Source organism: Streptomyces sp. NBC_01515 (genome assembly GCF_045040345.1).
In the GTDB taxonomy this organism is placed as follows: domain Bacteria; phylum Actinomycetota; class Actinomycetes; order Streptomycetales; family Streptomycetaceae; genus Streptomyces.
The window spans coordinates 3339364-3357745 of the sequence record NZ_CP109416.1 but is presented as its reverse complement, the minus strand read 5'-3'; the positions used below and the strand labels follow the sequence as shown (position 1 = coordinate 3357745).

The following is an 18382-nucleotide window of genomic DNA, read 5'->3' as shown; positions in this document are numbered from 1 at the left end:
GTTGTTCAGGCCCCTCAGGTGTCCTCGCGGTCGCGTTCGCACACGAAGATCGTCGTCCCGGGGATGAGGTTGCCGCGCAGGGGCGACCAGCCGCCCCACTCGGCCGTGTTCCAGGACGGCCACTCCGGCTCGACCAGGTCCACCAGGCGCAGGTCCGCCGCCACGATGTCCCGGACGCGGTCACCGATCGTCCGGTGGTGCTCCACGTAGACCGCGCTGCCGTCGTCGGCCTGCTCGACGTACGGCGTGCGGTCGAAGTACGAGGCGGAGACCGTCAGGCCTTCGGGGCCCGGCTCGTCGGGGAACGCCCAGCGGATCGGGTGCGTGGTCGAGAAGACGAACCGGCCGCCGGGCCGCAGCACCCGGCGCACCTCGCGCAGCACCAGCACCGGGTCGGCGACGAACGGCAGCACCCCGTACGCCGAGCAGGCCAGGTCGAAGGAGGCGTCCGCGAAGGGCAGCGCGCTCGCGTCGGCGCACACCAGAGGGAACGATCCGCCGATCCGCAGCGCGTGCTGGAGCTGGCGGTGGGAGAGGTCCAGGGCGACCGGGCGTGCCCCCTGGGCGGTCAGCCAACGCGAGCACTGGGCCGCGCCGGCGCCGATCTCCAGGACGTCCTTGCCCTTCAGCTCCTCGGGCGGGCCGAGGAGTTCGGCCTCCACCTCGTCGAGGCCCTCGGGGCCCCACACGAAGCGGTCGTCGCCGAGGAACGTGCCGTGTTCGACCTGGTAGTCGTCCGCGTTCCGGTCCCACCAGCCCCGGTTGGCCCGGGAACTCTCGGTGACGTCGGCATCACGTCGGGTGGCTTCCGGCTCGAACGCATCGGGCTCTTGGATGATCGGCTCCCTCGTCGTACTCTTCCGTCACCTCTACGGTGCGGCTGTCCCCGGCGGCGTCACTGAAGGGGTGGTTCAGGCCTGCGTGGCCTCGCGGGACACGTTTTGTGCCGGGTATGCGGCGATCCGCCCCGGGTGTGCGCCTTCGCGCATTGACCCTGCCTGGCTGCCCCCGTATGCTACAAGTTGCGCTACGGGCCTGCGCACCTCAGACGTAGCAGGTTGCGCTCGCATCTGTATGTATGACCCCTCGGTTTTCGAGGCGCCACCGGGCACCTGGTGTTCCGGATCGGCGCTTCCTTGGCTGTCCGGCCCTTCTGCAGAGCGAAGCGAAAACGGCTCTCGGCGTGAGCAGTACCTACGACTTCAATGTCCGTACCGGAGCCCTTTCCCACATGACGAGCAGCACCGAGACCACCGCCACCACCCCGCAGGTTGCGGTCAACGACATCGGTGACGAGGAAGCATTCCTCGCCGCTATCGATGAGACGATCAAGTACTTCAACGATGGTGACATCGTCGATGGCGTCATCGTCAAGGTTGACCGGGACGAGGTTCTCCTCGACATCGGTTACAAGACCGAAGGTGTCATCCCGAGCCGCGAGCTTTCGATCAAGCACGACGTCGACCCGAACGAGGTCGTCAAGGTCGGCGACGAGATCGAAGCCCTTGTTCTCCAGAAGGAGGACAAAGAAGGCCGCCTGATCCTCTCGAAGAAGCGCGCACAGTACGAGCGTGCGTGGGGCACCATCGAGAAGATCAAGGAAGAGGACGGCATCGTCACCGGTACCGTCATCGAGGTCGTCAAGGGTGGTCTCATCCTCGACATCGGCCTCCGTGGCTTCCTGCCGGCTTCTCTCGTCGAGATGCGCCGTGTCCGCGACCTCCAGCCCTACGTGGGCAAGGAGCTCGAAGCCAAGATCATCGAGCTGGACAAGAACCGCAACAACGTGGTCCTGTCCCGCCGTGCCTGGCTGGAGCAGACCCAGTCCGAGGTGCGCCAGACGTTCCTCACGACCCTCCAGAAGGGTCAGGTCCGTTCCGGTGTGGTCTCCTCGATCGTCAACTTCGGTGCCTTCGTGGACCTGGGTGGCGTCGACGGTCTGGTCCACGTCTCCGAGCTGTCCTGGAAGCACATCGACCACCCCTCCGAGGTTGTCGAGGTCGGCCAGGAGGTCACCGTCGAGGTCCTCGACGTCGACATGGACCGCGAGCGCGTCTCCCTGTCGCTGAAGGCGACCCAGGAAGACCCGTGGCAGCAGTTCGCCCGCACCCACCAGATCGGCCAGGTCGTGCCCGGCAAGGTCACGAAGCTGGTTCCGTTCGGTGCGTTCGTCCGCGTGGACGAGGGCATCGAGGGTCTGGTGCACATCTCCGAGCTGGCCGAGCGCCACGTGGAGATCCCGGAGCAGGTCGTCCAGGTCAACGACGAGATCTTCGTCAAGGTCATCGACATCGACCTTGAGCGCCGTCGCATCAGCCTCTCGCTGAAGCAGGCCAACGAGGCCTTCGGTGCCGACCCGGCCACGGTCGACTTCGACCCGACGCTGTACGGCATGGCCGCGTCGTACGACGACCAGGGCAACTACATCTACCCCGAGGGCTTCGACCCCGAGACCAACGACTGGCTCGAAGGCTTCGAATCCCAGCGCGAGGTGTGGGAGACCCAGTACGCCGAGGCGCAGCAGCGCTTCGAGCAGCACCAGGCGCAGGTCATCAAGTCCCGCGAGGCCGACGCCCAGGCGGCGGCCGAGGGCGTCGACACGGCGGGTGCGGCTCCGGCCGCGGCCGGCGGTGGCGGTGGCGGTGGCGGTTCGTACTCCTCCGAGGGTGCGGACACCTCCGGTGCGCTGGCGTCCGACGAGGCGCTCGCTGCCCTGCGTGAGAAGCTGGCCGGCGGCCAGAGCTGATCACCTGAGCAGTAGCTCTTGAACTGAGGGGCCGTACCTTTCGGGGTGCGGTCCCTCAGTCGTGTCCGGACGTACTTCGGCTGCGGATCCGTCGTGGCCGGTCGCGACCACTCGGCGGAGCCACATATCGATACAGCCCCGCGCCCCTGAAGGGGCGCTTTACCTCAGCCTTGCAGAAACGTGCGGGATACATCAGTAACTGCCGTGGCGTAACGGGTCGTTGGGACGCTTCCTCGGTCATTCATGATCGGAAAAGGGGAGCCGGACCTTGGCAAGTAACCAGAGCCGTCGTGCCTTTCTGCGGAACGTGGGTCTCACCGGTGGCGCGGGCACGATGTTCGCGACCATGGGAGCCCTCGGGCTCGCCCCCACCGCGCAGGCCGCCCAGCGGGAACAGCCCTTCCGTGTCCTGAGCGCCGGCGACTTCCATCTCACCGGACGCGGCGCGGCCAAGGTCGTCATCGTCGGCGGTGGCATCGCCGGACTGACCACGGCGTACGAACTGGGCAAGGCCGGCTACGACTGTACGATCCTGGAGGCCAGGGACCGTACCGGAGGCCGCAACTTCACCGTCCGCGGCGGCGACACCACGATGGACCTCTACGGCAACCGGCAGACCGCCCGTTTCGCCGACGGCCACTACATGAACTGCGGCCCCGCGCGGATCCCGCAGTGGATGGTCACCCTCGACTACTGCCGTGAACTCGGCGTCCCCATCGAGGTGTTCACCAACGTCAACGCGGACGCGTACATCTACAACGAGTCCACCGGCATGACCAGGCCCCAGCGCTACCGCACCGCCAAGGCCGATGTCTACGGCTACGTCTCGGAGTTGCTCGCCAAGGCCACCGACAGGGGCGCCCTGGACAAGGAGTTGACCGCCACCGACCAGGAGAAGCTCGTCGAGTTCCTCAAGGGATGGGGAGAACTCGGGGACAAACTGACCTATGAAGGCGGTGACTTCCGCGGGTACTCGACCATTCCGGCCGCCGCGGGCACTCCCGGTGTGCTGCTCGGGGACGTGCCCTCCGCCTCCGAGGTCTTCGCCAGCGGTGTCGGCCGCTACTTCTCCTTCGAATTCGGCTTCGACCAGGCCATGTTGATGTTCCAGCCGGTCGGCGGCATGGACCAGATACCGAAGGCCCTCACCCGGGCGATCGGCGCACATCGCATCCGCACCGGAGCGGCCGTCTCGAAAATCACCGACAAGGGGAGTGGCGTTTCGGTCACCTACACCCAGGGCGGCCGTACGAAGGTCGTCGAGGCCGACTACTGCGTCGGCGCCCTGCCGCCCAACATCCTCGCCAAGATCCCGCACAACCTCGGCACCGGCGTCCAGACCGCACTGGAGGCGATCACTCCGTCGTCCGCCGCGAAGATCGGCCTGGAGTACAAGTCCCGATGGTGGGAACTGGATCACCGGATCTACGGCGGTATCACCGAGACCGACCAGGACGTCACCCACATCTGGCACCCTTCTTACGGCTTCCACGGTGAGCGAGGCGTCCTGATCGGGTACTACAACTACGACGACAACGCGGACTCCTACGCGAAGCTCACCCCCAAGGGGCGGGAAGAGCGTGCGGTGGCGGCGGGCGTGAAGATCTACGGGGAGAAGTACCGCAGCGAACTGGCATCGTCCTTCTCCCACCACTGGCGTCAGACGCCCCACCTGGAGGCCGCATGGCACGACACCCCGGGTGGCCCCGACGACGTCCGCTACAAGCCGCTCAACGACCCCACGGGACGCGTCTACTTCGCCGGCGACTGGCTCAGCTACACCGACGCCTGGCAGCACGGCGCGTTCTCCTCCGCCCGCAAGGCCGTGACCGCACTCCACGCGCGCGTGCTGTCCTCGTGACGTGGACACTCTCCCGGTGACACAGGGGAGCGGCGCATGAAAAGCCCGTAAGAGGTGCCTGATCAGGGGCATGGGCGGGAATGCCCATGCCCTGGAGGGCGTTGTGCAGTACGAACACGAGGAGGAGCGGTCACTGTGCTTGATCCGCAGGGTTTGTACGCATGGGAGCCGAAGGGCCTGGCAGTCGTCGACATGGCGCTCGCACAGGAGTCGGCCGGTCTTGTCATGCTCTACCACTTCGACGGATACATCGACGCGGGCGAGACAGGCGACCAGATCGTCGAACGTCTGCTCGATACATTGCCCCACCAGCTCGTGGCCAGCTTCGACCACGACCGGCTCGTCGACTACCGGGCCCGCCGCCCGCTGCTCACCTTCAAGCGGGACCGCTGGACCGACTACGAAGAGCCCACCCTGGACGTGCGACTCGTCCAGGACGCCACCGGAGCCCCCTTCCTGCTCCTCTCCGGCCCCGAGCCGGACGTGGAGTGGGAGCGCTTCGCGGCGGCCGTCCAGCAGATCGTGGAGCGGCTCGGCGTCCGGCTGTCCGTGAACTTCCACGGCATCCCCATGGGCGTCCCGCACACCCGCCCCGTGGGCGTCACCCCGCACGGCAACCGCAACGACCTCGTCCCCGGGCACCGCAGCCCCTTCGACGAGGCGCAGGTCCCCGGGAGCGCCGAGGCGCTCGTCGAGTACCGCCTCATGGAGGCCGGTCACGACGTCCTGGGCGTCGCCGCGCACGTCCCGCACTACATCGCCCGGTCCCCGTACCCGGACGCGGCTCTGACCGTCCTGGAGGCCATCACGGCCGGTACCGGACTGGTCCTCCCGGGCATCGCGCACTCCCTGCGCACCGAGGCCCACCGCACCCAGACCGAGATCGACCGCCAGATCCAGGAGGGCGACGAGGAGCTCGTGGCGCTCGTCCAGGGCCTGGAGCACCAGTACGACGCCGCCGCGGGCGCCGAGAGCCGCGGCAACATGCTCGCCGAGCCGGTCGAGATCCCGTCGGCGGACGAGATCGGGCAGGAGTTCGAGCGCTTCCTGGCGGAGCGCGAGGGCGACAACTAGGGCCTGTCCCGGGGACCGGTCCTGGGCGGTCGCCGACGATCACCGGGTGACTGCCGGTCGCCGCGTGCCCTGTCAGTGACAGGCCGTAGGCTTCGGCTCATGCTGAAGGTCGGCCTCACCGGGGGCATCGGTGCCGGTAAGAGTGAAGTGTCGCGGCTGCTCGTGGGGTACGGCGCCGTGCTGATCGACGCCGACCGCATCGCGCGCGAGGTCGTCGCGCCCGGAACTCCCGGGCTCGCGGCGGTCGTCGAGGCCTTCGGAGAGGACGTGCTCGGCCCGGACGGCGGCCTGGACCGGCCGAAGCTGGGCTCCATCGTCTTCGCCGACCCCGAGAAGCTGGCCGTCCTCAACGAGATCGTGCACCCCCTGGTCGGCAGGCGCTCCCGCGAACTCGAAACCGCCGCGGCCGACGACTCCGTAGTGATCCACGACGTTCCCCTCCTCGCCGAGAACGCCCTCGCCGCGCTGTACGACCTGGTGATCGTCGTCGACGCGAGCCCCGAGACCCAGCTCGACCGGCTGGTCCGGTTGCGGGGGATGACCGAGGACGACGCACGCGCGCGTATGGCCGCCCAGGCGACCCGCGAGAAGCGGCTCGCCATCGCGGACATCGTCATCGACAACGACGTACCCCTGGAGGCGCTGGAGCGGCGCGTACGGGACGTATGGGTCGAACTCGTGCGCAGGGCGCACGCGCCCCAGCAGCCACCCCAGGAATAGCGGCCCTTTCTGTGGGCGTTGAAACGTCCGAGTGAGGGAAGGACTTTGCCGTGCCCGAGAACAGCGGAACGACCGGACGTACTCCGGAGACGCACGTCATCGACTTCCGCGCCGCCGAGCAGTTGCTCGACGCGCGGGACCCGCGGGGCGCGGTGAAGCTGCTCGACCGCGTCATCGGCGCGCACCCGGAGAACACGGCCGCGCGTCTGCTGCGCGCGCGTGCCTTCTTCGCGGCCGCGCAACTGCGGCCGGCCGAGCTGGAGTTCACCATCGTCCTGGAGCGTGAGCCGGACAACGCCTTCGCGCACTTCGCGCTCGCCCGCACCTACGAGCGACAGGGCCGCGCCGACCAGGCCAAGCGCCACTTCCGGCTGGCCGCCGCGCTCGATCCGAAACCGCAGTATCTGAAGGCGGCCCGGTTCGAGGAGTAGGCGCATCCCTGTAGATCGCGCCCCGGTAAGTCACGGGTGGCGGTGTTCCGGCGGCCGGTACGGCGGGACGTCCGGGCCCGGCTGGTAGTGCGGGCCCTGGCGCATGTGTCTGAGGATCATGGCCATGTCGATCGTGACGATCAGCCACAGCACCGCGCAGGCCGCCGCCCACCCGGGGCGGCCGGTGAGTGCGAACGCGACCGTACCGAAGATCGTCCAGACCAGCCCCCAGACGCTCAGCCAGAACCGGGTCCGGAGCGGACTGCGCGCTGTCGTCGGCTCACTGCCTGTACGCATCAGGATCACTACTCCTCCTTGCAACGTACTCTTCGGCTCGGACGTTCTCCACAGGGCTCCGCACAGGGCTCCGCACAGGGCTCCGCACAGGGCTCCGCACAGGGCTCCACAAGGCTCCACAGGGAGGGGAAGCGCACCGTGCTGCCGGACGCCGACGAACTGCCCGAGGTCCTGCTCGACCTCGCCGTACCCCATGAGGACATCAACGAACTGGTGCGACTGCGCCGGGTGTTGACGCGGGACACCGAAGCGACGCGGCTCCTGGAGGAGTGCGTCGGCGAGTTGGTGAAGGACATCGGCGAGCACGGCCACTGGACCCGGCTCACCGAGCTGCTCCTGGCCCGGCTGCCCGAGGCCCCGCCCGAGATCGGCGCCTACTTCCCCGTGTACGTGTTCGTCGCCGCGCTGCCCTACACGCGCGCGTACCACCGCGAACGCGACATCCCCGCCGACGTGTCCCGGCGCACCCTCGCCGACCTGGGGCGCAACATCGCGGTGCACCACAGACGGTTCGGCGGGGCAGGGCTGCCGTTCCCGCAGTGGCTCGTCCCGCACTTCCGCGGCGAGCTGTACCAGCTGGGACGGCTGCAGTTCGAGCGGGCGCGGCTCGGCGAGCGCAGTGGGCAGGCGCTCACCGAGGCGGGGCTGGACGTGGCGCCGGGGACGCCCTGCCTGAACCTGCACATCCCCGACTTCTCCGGGCCGCTCACCCCGGCCGCGTGCGAGCGCTCGCTGGAACTGGCCCGCGCGTTCTTCGCCCGGCACTTCCCCGAGGAGCGTCACGAGGTCGCGACCTGCCACTCCTGGCTGCTCGACCCGCAGTTGAAGCGGTACCTCTTCGCCGACTCCAACATCGTCCGCTTCCAGGAGCGGTTCCGAGTGATCCGCGAGGACACGGAGCCGGCCGACACCGAGCCCGTCCAGTTCGTCTTCGGGCATCCCGATCTGGCGGTGGAGAGCCTGCCGCGGGGTACGTCCGTGGAGCGGGCCGTCGGGGACCATCTGCGGGCGGGCGGGCACTGGTACATCGGACACGGGTGGTTTCCGCTCTGAGTTCTGGCTCGGCTCCGACCCCCAACGGTTGCCTCTCTGAAGGGAATTGACTCGTACGGGTGAACCAGTGCGAGTCGGGAACGGGCGTGCGGACGCGGGCCGTTGGACGGGCATGCGAATCGAAATGCGTGAGGGGTACGAGGGGACAGGGCCCGGGGCGATCACCCCGGACGGCTGCGCGGTGGAGCTGTACTCGCGGCTTCCCGTGGGAGAGGAACCGGACATCATCACGGCGGCCGTGCCGGCGGGTGCGCGCATCCTGGAGCTGGGCAGCGGGGTAGGGCGGATGACCCACCCCCTTCTGGAACGCGGGTTCAAGGTCACAGCGGTTGACGACTCCGCCGAGATGCTGGAGCGGGTCCGGGGCGCGCGAACGATATGCGGCCCGATCGAGCACCTCGATCTGGGAGAGACCTTCGACGTGGTGTTGCTCGCGTCGTTCCTGGTGCACGCCGGGGATGCCGAGGTGCGGCGCGGACTGCTGCGGACCTGCGTACGGCATGTCGCGGCGGGCGGCTGTGTGCTGATCCAGCGGGAGGGCGAGGACTTCCACGCGAACGTGCCGCGCGAGCGGGCAGACCCCAGCGGCTTCACCGTGCGGATGGTGTCGGCGGAGCCGGTCGGGGACGGGGTCGACTCGGTGCGTGCGGAGTATGTGTTCCCGGACGCGGTCTGGACCCAGACGTTCCTGTCCCGGCCGTTGACGAAGGACCAGTTCGAGGAGGCGCTGGCGGAGGCGGGACTGAGGGTTGACAGCTATCTGACACCGGACCGGATATGGGTGAGGGCGGTGGCGGCGGCGGATTAGCGGAGGAAATCGCGTGCGGCGGCGATGAGTTCGAGGGCGCGGGCCGGTCTACCCCTGTGACAGCAACACGGACCGCTTCCCAGCGCTCCACCGCTTCCCACAGGAGAACCTCATGTCCGAGACCGCCGCTTCCGTAGCCTCCGCCGCTTCCGCCAACTCCCTGGCCCCCGCGCCCTCGACGCCCTCGGAGACCTCGGCGGCTTCGGCGAGGTCCCGCACCGTCGTCGCCGAGTCCGCGACCACCCGCGGGCGCCGGGCCCGGATCGCGCTGCGCGCCCTCCAGGTGCTGCTCGCCCTGTTCTACGGCCTCGCGAGTGCGCTGCCCAAGCTGATCGCGAACTCGGCGGCCGTGGAGTCCTTCGACAAGATCGGCTGGGGGAGCGGGGCGATGTACACCATCGGCGCGCTCGAACTGGCCGGTGCGATAGGGCTGTTGGTCCCGGTGCTGCAGTCGGTGGCGGCGACGGCGCTCAGTGCGCTGATGGTGGGCGCGTTCGTCGTGCAGATGACCGCGTTCCACGGTGAGAACGCGGCGACACCGTTGATCCTCATCATCCCGCTCGCCCTGATCGCCTGGGCACGGCGGGGGCAGAACGCGGAGTTGCTGCGAGTGGTGCGACGACGGGCGTGATCCGTGCGGTACGGCTAACGGCTACGGCCACAGCTACGGCTACGGCTGTGGCTGTTGCTATTGCTGAGCACGGGGTGACGGTGGCGTCCGGTGGGCCGAGGGGCCCGGGCCGGTTGTCACCGTTGCGGGTCGCGTCGGGTACCGCGGCGTGTGTCGCGGCGGGTGTCCCGGTCCCGGTGGGGATCGGGAGCCGCGGCGGGGTCGAGGCCGGCGCCGGGGGTGCCGCGCAGGCGCTCCATGTCGCGGCGGTCGCGTTTGGTGGGGCGGCCGGTGCCGCGGTCGCGGATGCCGGCCGGGGCGACGGCCTCGCGGGGCGGGGGCGGTGGGGAGTTGTCCACGTAGCACTGGGCGGCGACCGGAGGGCCGACCCGTTTGCGGATGACCTGCTTCACGATGACGACACGCTCGTGGCCCTCGTGACGGAGCCGCACCTCGTCGCCGACGTGGACGGAGTGGGCGGGCTTCACCCGCTCACCGTTGACCCGGACGTGGCCGCCCTTGCAGGCGGCGGCGCCCATGGAACGGGTCTTGACCAGGCGGACGGACCAGATCCAGCTGTCGACGCGGACGCCCGCACCGTTGGCGGGACCGGCGGCCTTGGCCGCGGCCACGGCGTCGCTGTGCGGCTCGGTCGCGGGGCTCCGGGGCGCGTCGGTGTTCCGGCTCGTCGTGGTCGCGCCGGTTCCGTTGTCGCCGTCGGTCTCGTCCGCACCCTCGGAAGCCATGGTTGGACTTTAGTACCCCGAGGCGGACGGCTCCGGCGGGTTTCGGCCGCCGACCTGAACACGGACGCTCGTTGCTACGCCGGGCCTGCGGGCTCTGACCTCGGCCCTGGCTCCGGCGCGGCCTTGGCCCTCGCTCCGGCGCGTGGCCACGGCAGAGGCGGAGGCAGAGGCTGCGGCAGCGACTCCGGCGCGTGCCCACGGACAGGCCGTTCGCCGCGATCAGCTCCCCCGACACACAGCGCCGCCAGGCTACAGAGACCCCCTGATCCCCACTCCCCGTCCAGCCCCCCGGGTCGCGCCCCCGTCCGGCACCCCCCTGGCCCACCCCGGATGCACCCCCACCCCGTACCGCAGAGGCTGTTTCCCGAGGTCGTAGAGGCCGCAGTCGGCGTAGAGGTCGTAGAGGCGTGGAGACAAGGGGTCGGACGTGCACGACATCGCAGCAAAGGTCGACGCGTTGATGGACGGGCTCCGGGCCGACCTCGTGCGGCTCGCCGCGATTCCGGCCGTGGCCTTTCCCGGGTTTCCGGCCGAGCCGGTGCGGGAAGCGCATGACCTGCTCGTCGGGTTGTTGCGCGGGGCCGGTGTCGATCACGCGGCCTCGGCGGTCGTGCCGTATGCGCGGGCCAAGCTGAACCTCCGGTTTCACCCGCTCCAGGATCCCCACGAGGCGCGGGCCCGGCTTGTCGATCACCTCAACTCGCTTACGCCCTTCGGTGTTTCGCTCACCGTCACCCCGGGCGACACCGGCCCCGGTTACGAGGCCGCGACCGGCGGGCCCGCCTACCGTGCCGTGCCCGACGCCGAGGTGCTGCTCTTCGGCGCGCAGGACAGCATGTGCAATTTGCACGCGCCCAACGAGCGGGTGTTGTTCTCGGAGTTGCGGAACACGGTCGTCGCGATGTGCGCGTTCGTCGAGCGATACGCGGCCGACTTCCGGAGCCGGAGTCAGGGTGGGGCGGCGGCCGTATGAGTACCGCCGACGACCTGCGGACCACCGAACAGCCGCCGCACAAGCCGAAGTTCACCTTCCCCAGCGCGCTGACCGTCCTCGCGGTGGTCACGATCGCCGTGTGGCTGCTCGCGTTCCTCGTGCCGTCCGGGCAGTACGACCGCAACGCCTCCGGCGCCCCGATCCAGGGCACTTACCACCGCGTCGACTCCGGGCAGAGCTTCGTCGACCGCCTCGACGACCTGTTCCTCGCGCCCGTCAACGGCCTCTACGGTGTCCAGGACGAGAAGACCGGCCAGGTCGGACCCGATCTGGCCGGTGAACTGTACGGCAGCGCGGGCGTGTTCCTCTTCGTGCTCGCCATCGGGGCGTTCATCACGGTGGTGTTCGCGACCGGCGCCCTCGACCGGGGCATCGGCCGGCTCGCCCACCGGCTGCGCGAGCGCGGTGCGTTGCTCATCGCCGGGATCATGGTGGTCTTCTCGATCCTCGGCACGGTCGAGGGCTTCGCCGAGGAGACCCTCGGTTTCTACGGTCTGATCGTGCCGCTGATGCTGGCACTCGGCTACGACCGGATGGTCGCCGTCGGCACGATCATCCTCGGCGCCGGGATCGGCGTGCTCTGCTCGACGGTGAACCCCTTCGCGACCGGCGTCGCCTCCTCCGCCGCGGACATCTCGCTCGGCGACGGCATCGTGCTGCGGTTCGTGATGTGGGTGGTGCTGACGGCGGTGACGGTGGCGTACGTCATCCGGTACGCGCGCCGCGTGCGGCGTAACCCCGAGCGGTCGATCACCGGGTTCCTGCCCGGCGACCGGGACAACAACCAGGAGGCCACCGCCGACTCCGGGTCCGCCTCCGCCTCCGCCGAGGAACCCCAACTCACCGGGCTCCACAAGGCGGTTCTGGTCACCATGGGCCTGGTCTTCGCTTTCATGATCTTCTCGGTGGTGCCCTGGGCGAGCGCGCTCACCGGCGACGCGGACGCGACACCGTACGGCTTCGAACTCGGCTGGTCCTTCCCGCAGTTGGCGGCGCTGTTCCTGTGCGCGGCCGTGCTGATCGGGCTGGTGGCGCGGATGGGGGAGCAGAAGCTCAGCTCGATGATCATCCAGGGGGCCGCCGACTTCATCTCGCCGGCACTGGTGATCGTGCTGGCGCGCGGGGTCACCGTCATCATGAACAACTCGAAGATCACGGACACGGTGCTGCACTCCATCGAGGGCATCGTGAAGGGCACCTCGTCCGGCGTCTTCGCGATCATCGTCTTCGTCGTGAACCTGCCGCTCGCCTTCCTGATCCCGTCCACCTCCGGCCACGCGACGCTCGCCATGCCGATCCTCGCCCCGCTCGCCGACTTCGCCGGGGTCTCCCGCGCGGTCGTCGTCACCGCCTGGCAGGCCGCCAGCGGCTGGATGAACCTCTGGGTGCCGACGACCGCCGTCACCATCGGCGGGGTGGCGCTGGCGAAGGTCGGCTACGACAAGTACCTGCGGTTCGTATGGCCGTTGCTGGCGCTGCTGTTCCTGATGATCTGCGGGTTCGTGGCGTTCGGCGCGATCCTCACCTGAGCCGTACGGTGGCGAGATGAACCTGTCCGACCTCGACCACCGGATCACCGGCTGCCGGGCCTGCCCCCGCCTGGTCGCCTGGCGCGAGGAGGTCGCCCGCACCAAACGCGCCGCCTTCGCCGACTGGACGTACTGGGGCCGCCCGGTACCCGGCTTCGGCCCCGCCGACGCGTCGCTCCTGATCATCGGCCTCGCCCCGGCCGCGCACGGCGCCAACCGCACCGGCCGCATGTTCACCGGCGACCGCTCCGGGGACGTCCTGTACGAGGCCCTCTACGACATCGGGCTCGCCTCGCAGCCGACCGCCGTGAGCGCCGACGACGGCCTGGAACTGTACGGCGTGCGCATCACCTCACCGGTGCGCTGCGCCCCGCCCGCCAACAAGCCCACCCCCGAGGAACGCGACACCTGCCGTTCCTGGCTGGTCGAGGAACTCACCCTGCTGCGGCCGACGTTGAGGGCCGTGGTCGTCCTCGGCGCCTTCGGCTGGCAGGCGGCGCTGCCCGCGTTCGCGGCGGCGGGGTGGCAAGTCCCGCGCCCACGGCCCGCGTTCGGGCACGGCGCCCGGGTCTCCCTCGGCGGCCTCGACCTCTTCGGCTGCTTCCACGTCAGCCAGCGCAACACCTTCACCGGCAAGCTCACCCCCGCGATGCTGCGGGACGTCCTGCGCACGGCGGCCGCGGCGGCGGGGCTGCCGACCACGCCGTAGCGAGCCGGAGTCGCCGGAACCGTAACGAGGTTAGGGTCGCGGGATGGGCCTGTATCCGGAGATCGAACCGTACGACCACGGCATGCTCGACGTCGGCGACGGCAACCACGTCTACTGGGAGACCTGCGGAAACCCGCACGGCAAGCCCGCCGTCGTGCTGCACGGTGGCCCCGGGTCGGGCTGTTCCCCTTACCCCCGGCGGTACTTCGACCCCGCCGCCTACCGGATCGTGCTGCTCGACCAGCGCGGGTGCGGACGCTCCACGCCGCACGCGAGCGCGTACGACACCGACATGAGCGTGAACACGACGGCCCACCTCATCGCCGATCTGGAGCTGCTGCGGCGGGAGTTGGGGATCGAACGGTGGCTGGTGTGGGGCGCGTCGTGGGGGTCGGTACTCGGGCTGCGGTACGCGCAGACGCATCCGGGTGTGGTGTCGGAGCTGGTGCTGACGTGCGTTGCCACCGGGTCGAATCCCGAAGTGGCCTTGCTGACCAGGGGACTTGGGAAGCTCTTCCCGGAGGCGTTCGAGGCGTTCGTCTCCGAACTCCCCGTCGCGGAGCGCGAAGGGAACCTAGCCGCCGCCTACAACCGGCTCATCGAGTCGCCCGACCGCGCGGTGCGGGAGCGGGCCGCACGCGCCTGGACGGACTGGGAGACCGCGATCGTCCCGGCGCCGCCGCGCTCCGAAAAGCGGTACGAGGACCCGGAGTTCAGGATGTGCTTCGCGCGGACCGTCACGCACTACTTCGGTAGCGACCACTTCCTGAGAGAGGGAAACGAGGACGGTGTCGTACTGCGGGACGCGCCCCTTCTCAAGGACATCCCCGGCACCCTCGTCCAGGGCAGCCTCGACCTCGGCAATCTCCTCGGTGTCGTCTGGCGGCTCCATCACGCCTGGCCCGGCAGCGAGTTGGTGGTCGTGGACGAGGCCGGGCACAACGCGAGCGCGCCCGGTGTCGCGGAGGCGCTGGTGGCGGCGACGGACAAGTACGCCCGCCGTTAGCCCAGTTGGTCAGCCGACTCGCGCCGCCGCCACGGGTCGGGCCGTCACGTCGTAAGTCCCGCTTTTCTTCGACGAGTTGACGCTCCACCGGTACCGCGAGAATTCGCCCGTGGTGTCGGAGGCGTAGAACATCATGTGGCCGATGCCGACGCCCTGGAGGTTCTCACCGGGGACGCTGCCGACCATGCGGGTGTCCGGGTACTTGGGGTAGTTGGTCAGGGCGTAGACGCCGTGCGGGGCGGAGGTGCAGTCGACGATCTCGACGGCGTACTGCGTCTCGCCGGTGAAGTCGGCGGTGCCGCTGAAGACGCCCTTGACCTCGCGGACCATGACGATGTGGCCGGTGTTGTCGGGGTCGCTGCCGTTGTAGTCGACGGCGATGATGTCGCCGGGCTGGAGGTCGGCGACCTTGCGGACGCGCTGGAAGCGGGGGCCGGCGGTGCCGTTCAGGAAGGCCGCGCAGTAGTCGGCGGCCTCCGGGCCCTTCTCCTGGAAGTACTGGAGGAAGTAGTCGGCGCCCGCCCAGCCGTAGGTGTGTTTGAGGACACCGGTGACGAAGGACGCGCAGCGGGCGCGGGCGACCCAGCTCGCCGGGTCGCCGGGGAGGCCCCAAGTGAGCTTCGCTGCCGAGCCCTTGAGGTAGACGTTGTTCTCGCGGGCCGTACGGCCGCTGACGACGGCGATCTCGTCGGCGGTCAGGGCGCGGGCGTACGCCCGTACGTCGTCGATCGCGCCCTTGAACCGGTTGACGGGCGCGCCGTCGAAGCGGGCCCGGCCGATGGAGAAGCCGGAGGGCGCGGCCCAGGACAGGGAGGTCGCGGCGCTGCCCTGCAGTTGCCCGTCGACGTACAGCCGGATCTCCGTGCCGTCCCAGACGCCGGTCAACTGGGTCCAGTTGCCGAGACCGGCCGGTGACGTGGCGACGGCGGAGGCCTCGGTCGTCTGGTCCTCGCCGCGGACCTTGAAGGCCCAGGTGGAGACGGTGTTGTCGTACTGGAGGAGGAAGCGGCTGGTGGTCGTCCCGTCCTGGCTCACCGCCGTGTGCATGGTCGCCGGGTCGGCTTCGCTCGCCAGCCGCACCCATGCCGACACGGTGAAGGGGAGTGTCGTGTCCAGGACCGAGCCCGTGGCGGCGTACGCCCCGGACGCCCCGTCGAGGCTCAGCTCGCCGCCCGCGCGCAGCGTCGTCCAGGTCGCGCCGGAGCCGAGCGTGACGGGATGCTCCCGGCCGGAACGGTCCGCGCCCGAGCCGTCCAGCGCCCAGTGCCCCACCAGCCCGTCCACCAGATACCCGGCTGCCAACAACCGCTGATATCTCACCAGTTGCTCGGCCTGCGCCAGATGCGGCGTCCCGGCCGGCGTGAACGGAGTGTCCGGCGTCACGTCCGTCACGGCCACCCCCGCCCTCTGCGATCCGCCGGCCATCGCCCCGACGCCGACCAGCGCGGCCCCGCTCAACAGGCCACGTCTGCTGATCATGTTCGCTCCCTCTGCCTACTGCTGCGCGTCGTCCTCGAACAGGTGCCGGACCGTGGAACGGTAGTTGGTCCGCACGTGGGCCAGTGCGTGCGCGCGGGCGCGGTCCGGGTCACCGGACGCGATCGCCTCGTACAACTCGCGGTGTTCCACGAGGAGTTGGGGCCACTCCTCGTTCCGTCGGGTCATCCAGCGCAGTCGCCCGGCGACGGGTTCCAGCGCGGCGGTCAGCAGCGTGTTGCCCGCGATCGCCACGATGCTGTCGTGCAGGCGGCTGTTGATGTCCGTGATCACCTCCGCGTCCCCCGCCTCGGTCGCGGCGGCCGCACGGTCGAGGAGTTCCCGCACCTCGGCCAGTTCCTCCGGTGTCGCGCGGGACGCGGCGAGCCCGGCCGCGTAGACCTCCAGGGCCTCGCGCAGTTCGAAGAGTTCCCGCACGTCGTTCGGGGTGAGACGGCGGACGACCGTGCGCCGCGGGGTCTCGAAGTGGACGAACCCCTCGGCGACCAGCGCGCGGATCGCCTCGCGGACCGGCACCCGGGAGATGCCGAAGCGCTCGGCCAGCTCGCGCTCCACCAGCCGGTCACCGGGGCGGAGGCGACCGGCGATGACGTCCTGCCGCAGGGTGGCCAGGACGCGCTCGCGCACCGCTCCGAGGGGTTCGATCTTCGCTGTCGTGGAGCTCATGGGGCTATCTTCGCCGACTCCGAGGGTCTTTTACGGAGCGTTAACAGCGGAGACATCGGTCGGAACTGTTGACGGGAGGACCATGACGGCAGTTTGGTATACCAAACGACACCGGAAGCCGTCCTGCCCGCCCCTCCCGTCCCCTCGCCCTGGAGGCCCCGTGTCCCTCGCCGACCGTGCCGAAGTCACCGGCACACCAGCGTTCGTCCCCGACCCACGGCTCACCAACGAAGACCTCGCCCCCGCCGACAAGCGCAACTGGAAGGTCTTCGACCTCTTCGCCATGTGGATGTCGGACGTCCACAACCTCGGCAACTACACGTTCGCCGCAGGCCTGTTGGTCCTCGGCATGAACGTCTGGCAGGTCTTCACCGCCCTGCTCGTCGGCTTCGTGCTCATCTACGTCGGCATGAACTGGATGGGGAGGATCGGGCAGGCGCACGGCGTCCCGTTCCCGGTCGTCAGCCGCATCAGCTTCGGCGTGTGGGGCGCGAACATCCCGGCGCTCATCCGGGCCGTGATCGCCATCATGTGGTACGGCATCCAGACCTACCTCGCCTCCGTCGCCGTCAACGTGATGCTGCTGGCCGCGTGGCCGGGCCTGGAATCCTGGACTCACCACTCCTTCCTGGGACTTGACGCCCTCGGCTGGGTCTCCTTCGTGTCGCTGTGGCTGATCCAGGCGGTGATCATCAGTCAGGGCATGGAATCCGTACGGAAGTTCCAGGACTTCTGCGGCCCCGCGATCTGGCTGGTGATGATCGCGCTGGCCATCTGGGTACTGGCGAAGGCGGGTTGGTCGATCTCCCTCACCTCGACCCCGCACCCGGTCTCGTTCGGCGAGCAGTGGCGCCAGTGGTTCGGCGCGATCGGCCTGATCCTCGCCACCTACGGCACGCTGATGCTCAACTTCTGCGATTTCTCCCGCTTCGCGCCGGACTACAAGACCGTCCGCCGCGGCAACTTCTGGGGCCTGCCCATCAACTCCACCGCGTTCGTGGTCGTTTCGGTGATCGTCACGGCCGGCTCGCTGGAGGTCTGGGGCCAGGCCATCACGGATCCGGCCGAGTTGGTGGCCAAGGTCGGCAACACCTGGGTGATGGTGCTGGGTGCGCTGACGTTCGCCGTCGCCACCATGGGCGTCAACATCGTGGCCAACTTCGTCTCGCCGGCGTACGACCTGGCCAACGTCTGGCCGCAGAAGATCACCTTCAGGATCGGCGGCATGATCAGCACGGTGGCCGCGCTGGTCGTGACCCCGTGGAACCTCTTCTCCAACCCCACGGTCGTCAACTACTTCCTCGGCGGCCTCGGCGCCTTCCTGGGCCCGCTGTTCGGCGTGATCATGGTCGACTACTACTGGGTGAAGCGCGGCCGGGTCGATACGCAGGCGTTGTTCGACGCGACCCCGGGCTCCCGCTACTACTACCGGGGCGGCGTCAACCCCAAGGCCCTCGCGGCGTTCCTGCCCGCGGCGGCGGTAGCGGCGGTGCTCGCGCTGGTGAAGACGTTCAGCGACGTGGCCCCGTACTCGTGGTTCATCGGTACGGCGCTGGGCGCGGGCCTGTACCTACTGATCTGCCGCACCGATCGAGCCGCCGCCGAGCCCGTTCCCGAGCCCCTGGAGGTCTGACC

Annotated in this window: 18 protein-coding genes; 13 read left to right on the top strand and 5 right to left on the bottom strand. The window is 69.4% G+C overall.

The window, feature by feature from the left end; translation table 11 throughout:
* Positions 1-14 precede the first annotated feature (14 nt).
* Positions 15-839 carry a class I SAM-dependent methyltransferase gene (locus OG407_RS14870; protein ID WP_405868415.1) on the bottom strand — a complete coding sequence of 275 codons (825 nt, stop codon included), beginning with the start codon at positions 837-839 and terminating at the stop codon, positions 15-17.
* Between the two features lie 392 nt (positions 840-1231).
* Between OG407_RS14870 and rpsA the strand changes: the two genes are divergently transcribed.
* From rpsA to OG407_RS14845, 5 genes are all read left to right on the top strand, one after another.
* Positions 1232-2746: a 30S ribosomal protein S1 gene (gene rpsA, locus OG407_RS14865; RefSeq protein ID WP_365307624.1), complete on the top strand. Its 1515-nt coding sequence runs from the start codon at positions 1232-1234 to the stop codon at positions 2744-2746.
* Positions 2747-3080: 334 nt separating this feature from the next.
* Positions 3081-4607, top strand: a complete 1527-nt coding sequence (locus tag OG407_RS14860) for a flavin monoamine oxidase family protein (RefSeq protein ID WP_405868413.1) — start codon at positions 3081-3083, stop codon at positions 4605-4607.
* A gap of 135 nt (positions 4608-4742) precedes the next feature.
* Positions 4743-5681 (top strand): PAC2 family protein, encoded by a 939-nt coding sequence (locus tag OG407_RS14855; protein ID WP_033287219.1) that lies wholly within the window; start codon positions 4743-4745, stop codon positions 5679-5681.
* A gap of 99 nt (positions 5682-5780) precedes the next feature.
* Positions 5781-6401 (top strand): dephospho-CoA kinase, encoded by a 621-nt coding sequence (coaE, locus tag OG407_RS14850; RefSeq protein ID WP_405858336.1) that lies wholly within the window; start codon positions 5781-5783, stop codon positions 6399-6401.
* Positions 6402-6451: 50 nt separating this feature from the next.
* Entirely contained in the window at positions 6452-6832 is a 381-nt protein-coding gene (locus OG407_RS14845) for a tetratricopeptide repeat protein (RefSeq protein ID WP_405858334.1), read from the top strand.
* Positions 6833-6862: 30 nt separating this feature from the next.
* On the opposite strand, the gene OG407_RS14840 is transcribed toward OG407_RS14845, so the two are convergent.
* Complete coding sequence (locus OG407_RS14840; RefSeq protein WP_403595541.1) at positions 6863-7129, bottom strand: DUF6343 family protein; 267 nt, start codon at positions 7127-7129, stop codon at positions 6863-6865.
* Positions 7130-7267: 138 nt separating this feature from the next.
* On the opposite strand from OG407_RS14840, the gene OG407_RS14835 reads away from it, so the two are divergent.
* The 3 genes from OG407_RS14835 (at position 7268) to OG407_RS14825 (ending at position 9621) form a co-directional block, all read left to right on the top strand.
* Positions 7268-8182, top strand: a complete 915-nt coding sequence (locus OG407_RS14835) for an acyltransferase domain-containing protein (RefSeq protein WP_405858332.1) — start codon at positions 7268-7270, stop codon at positions 8180-8182.
* 112 nt (positions 8183-8294) lie between these two features.
* Positions 8295-8990 carry a class I SAM-dependent methyltransferase gene (locus OG407_RS14830; protein ID WP_405858330.1) on the top strand — a complete coding sequence of 232 codons (696 nt, stop codon included), beginning with the start codon at positions 8295-8297 and terminating at the stop codon, positions 8988-8990.
* 112 nt (positions 8991-9102) lie between these two features.
* Entirely contained in the window at positions 9103-9621 is a 519-nt protein-coding gene (locus tag OG407_RS14825; protein WP_405858328.1) for a DoxX family protein, read from the top strand.
* A gap of 116 nt (positions 9622-9737) precedes the next feature.
* On the opposite strand, the gene OG407_RS14820 is transcribed toward OG407_RS14825, so the two are convergent.
* On the bottom strand, positions 9738-10346 hold the full coding sequence (locus tag OG407_RS14820) for an RNA-binding S4 domain-containing protein (protein ID WP_405858326.1): 609 nt from the start codon (positions 10344-10346) through the stop codon (positions 9738-9740).
* Positions 10347-10773: 427 nt separating this feature from the next.
* Here OG407_RS14820 and OG407_RS14815 point away from each other — a divergent pair, with 427 nt between their 5' ends.
* The 4 genes from OG407_RS14815 to pip are packed head-to-tail and all read left to right on the top strand — an operon-like array spanning position 10774 to position 14584.
* Positions 10774-11319, top strand: a complete 546-nt coding sequence (locus OG407_RS14815; protein ID WP_405858324.1) for a hypothetical protein — start codon at positions 10774-10776, stop codon at positions 11317-11319.
* Complete coding sequence (locus OG407_RS14810; RefSeq protein WP_405858322.1) at positions 11316-12869, top strand: YfcC family protein; 1554 nt, start codon at positions 11316-11318, stop codon at positions 12867-12869. The genes OG407_RS14815 and OG407_RS14810 overlap by 4 nt, the downstream gene beginning before the upstream one ends.
* 16 nt (positions 12870-12885) lie before the next feature.
* A complete protein-coding gene (locus OG407_RS14805) occupies positions 12886-13578 on the top strand; it encodes a uracil-DNA glycosylase (RefSeq protein WP_405858320.1) in 693 nt (230 codons plus the stop codon).
* Positions 13579-13621: 43 nt separating this feature from the next.
* Positions 13622-14584 (top strand): prolyl aminopeptidase, encoded by a 963-nt coding sequence (pip, locus tag OG407_RS14800; protein WP_405858318.1) that lies wholly within the window; start codon positions 13622-13624, stop codon positions 14582-14584.
* A 9-nt stretch (positions 14585-14593) separates the two neighbouring features.
* Here pip and OG407_RS14795 read toward each other — a convergent pair whose 3' ends face one another.
* The gene (locus OG407_RS14795; protein ID WP_405858316.1) at positions 14594-16063 is read right to left on the bottom strand and encodes a LamG domain-containing protein; all 1470 of its coding nucleotides are present in this window, start codon (positions 16061-16063) and stop codon (positions 14594-14596) included.
* A 15-nt stretch (positions 16064-16078) separates the two neighbouring features.
* On the bottom strand, positions 16079-16747 hold the full coding sequence (locus OG407_RS14790) for a GntR family transcriptional regulator (protein ID WP_405858314.1): 669 nt from the start codon (positions 16745-16747) through the stop codon (positions 16079-16081).
* A gap of 160 nt (positions 16748-16907) precedes the next feature.
* On the opposite strand from OG407_RS14790, the gene OG407_RS14785 reads away from it, so the two are divergent.
* Complete coding sequence (locus OG407_RS14785; protein ID WP_405858313.1) at positions 16908-18380, top strand: NCS1 family nucleobase:cation symporter-1; 1473 nt, start codon at positions 16908-16910, stop codon at positions 18378-18380.
* Positions 18381-18382: the final 2 nt, after the last annotated feature.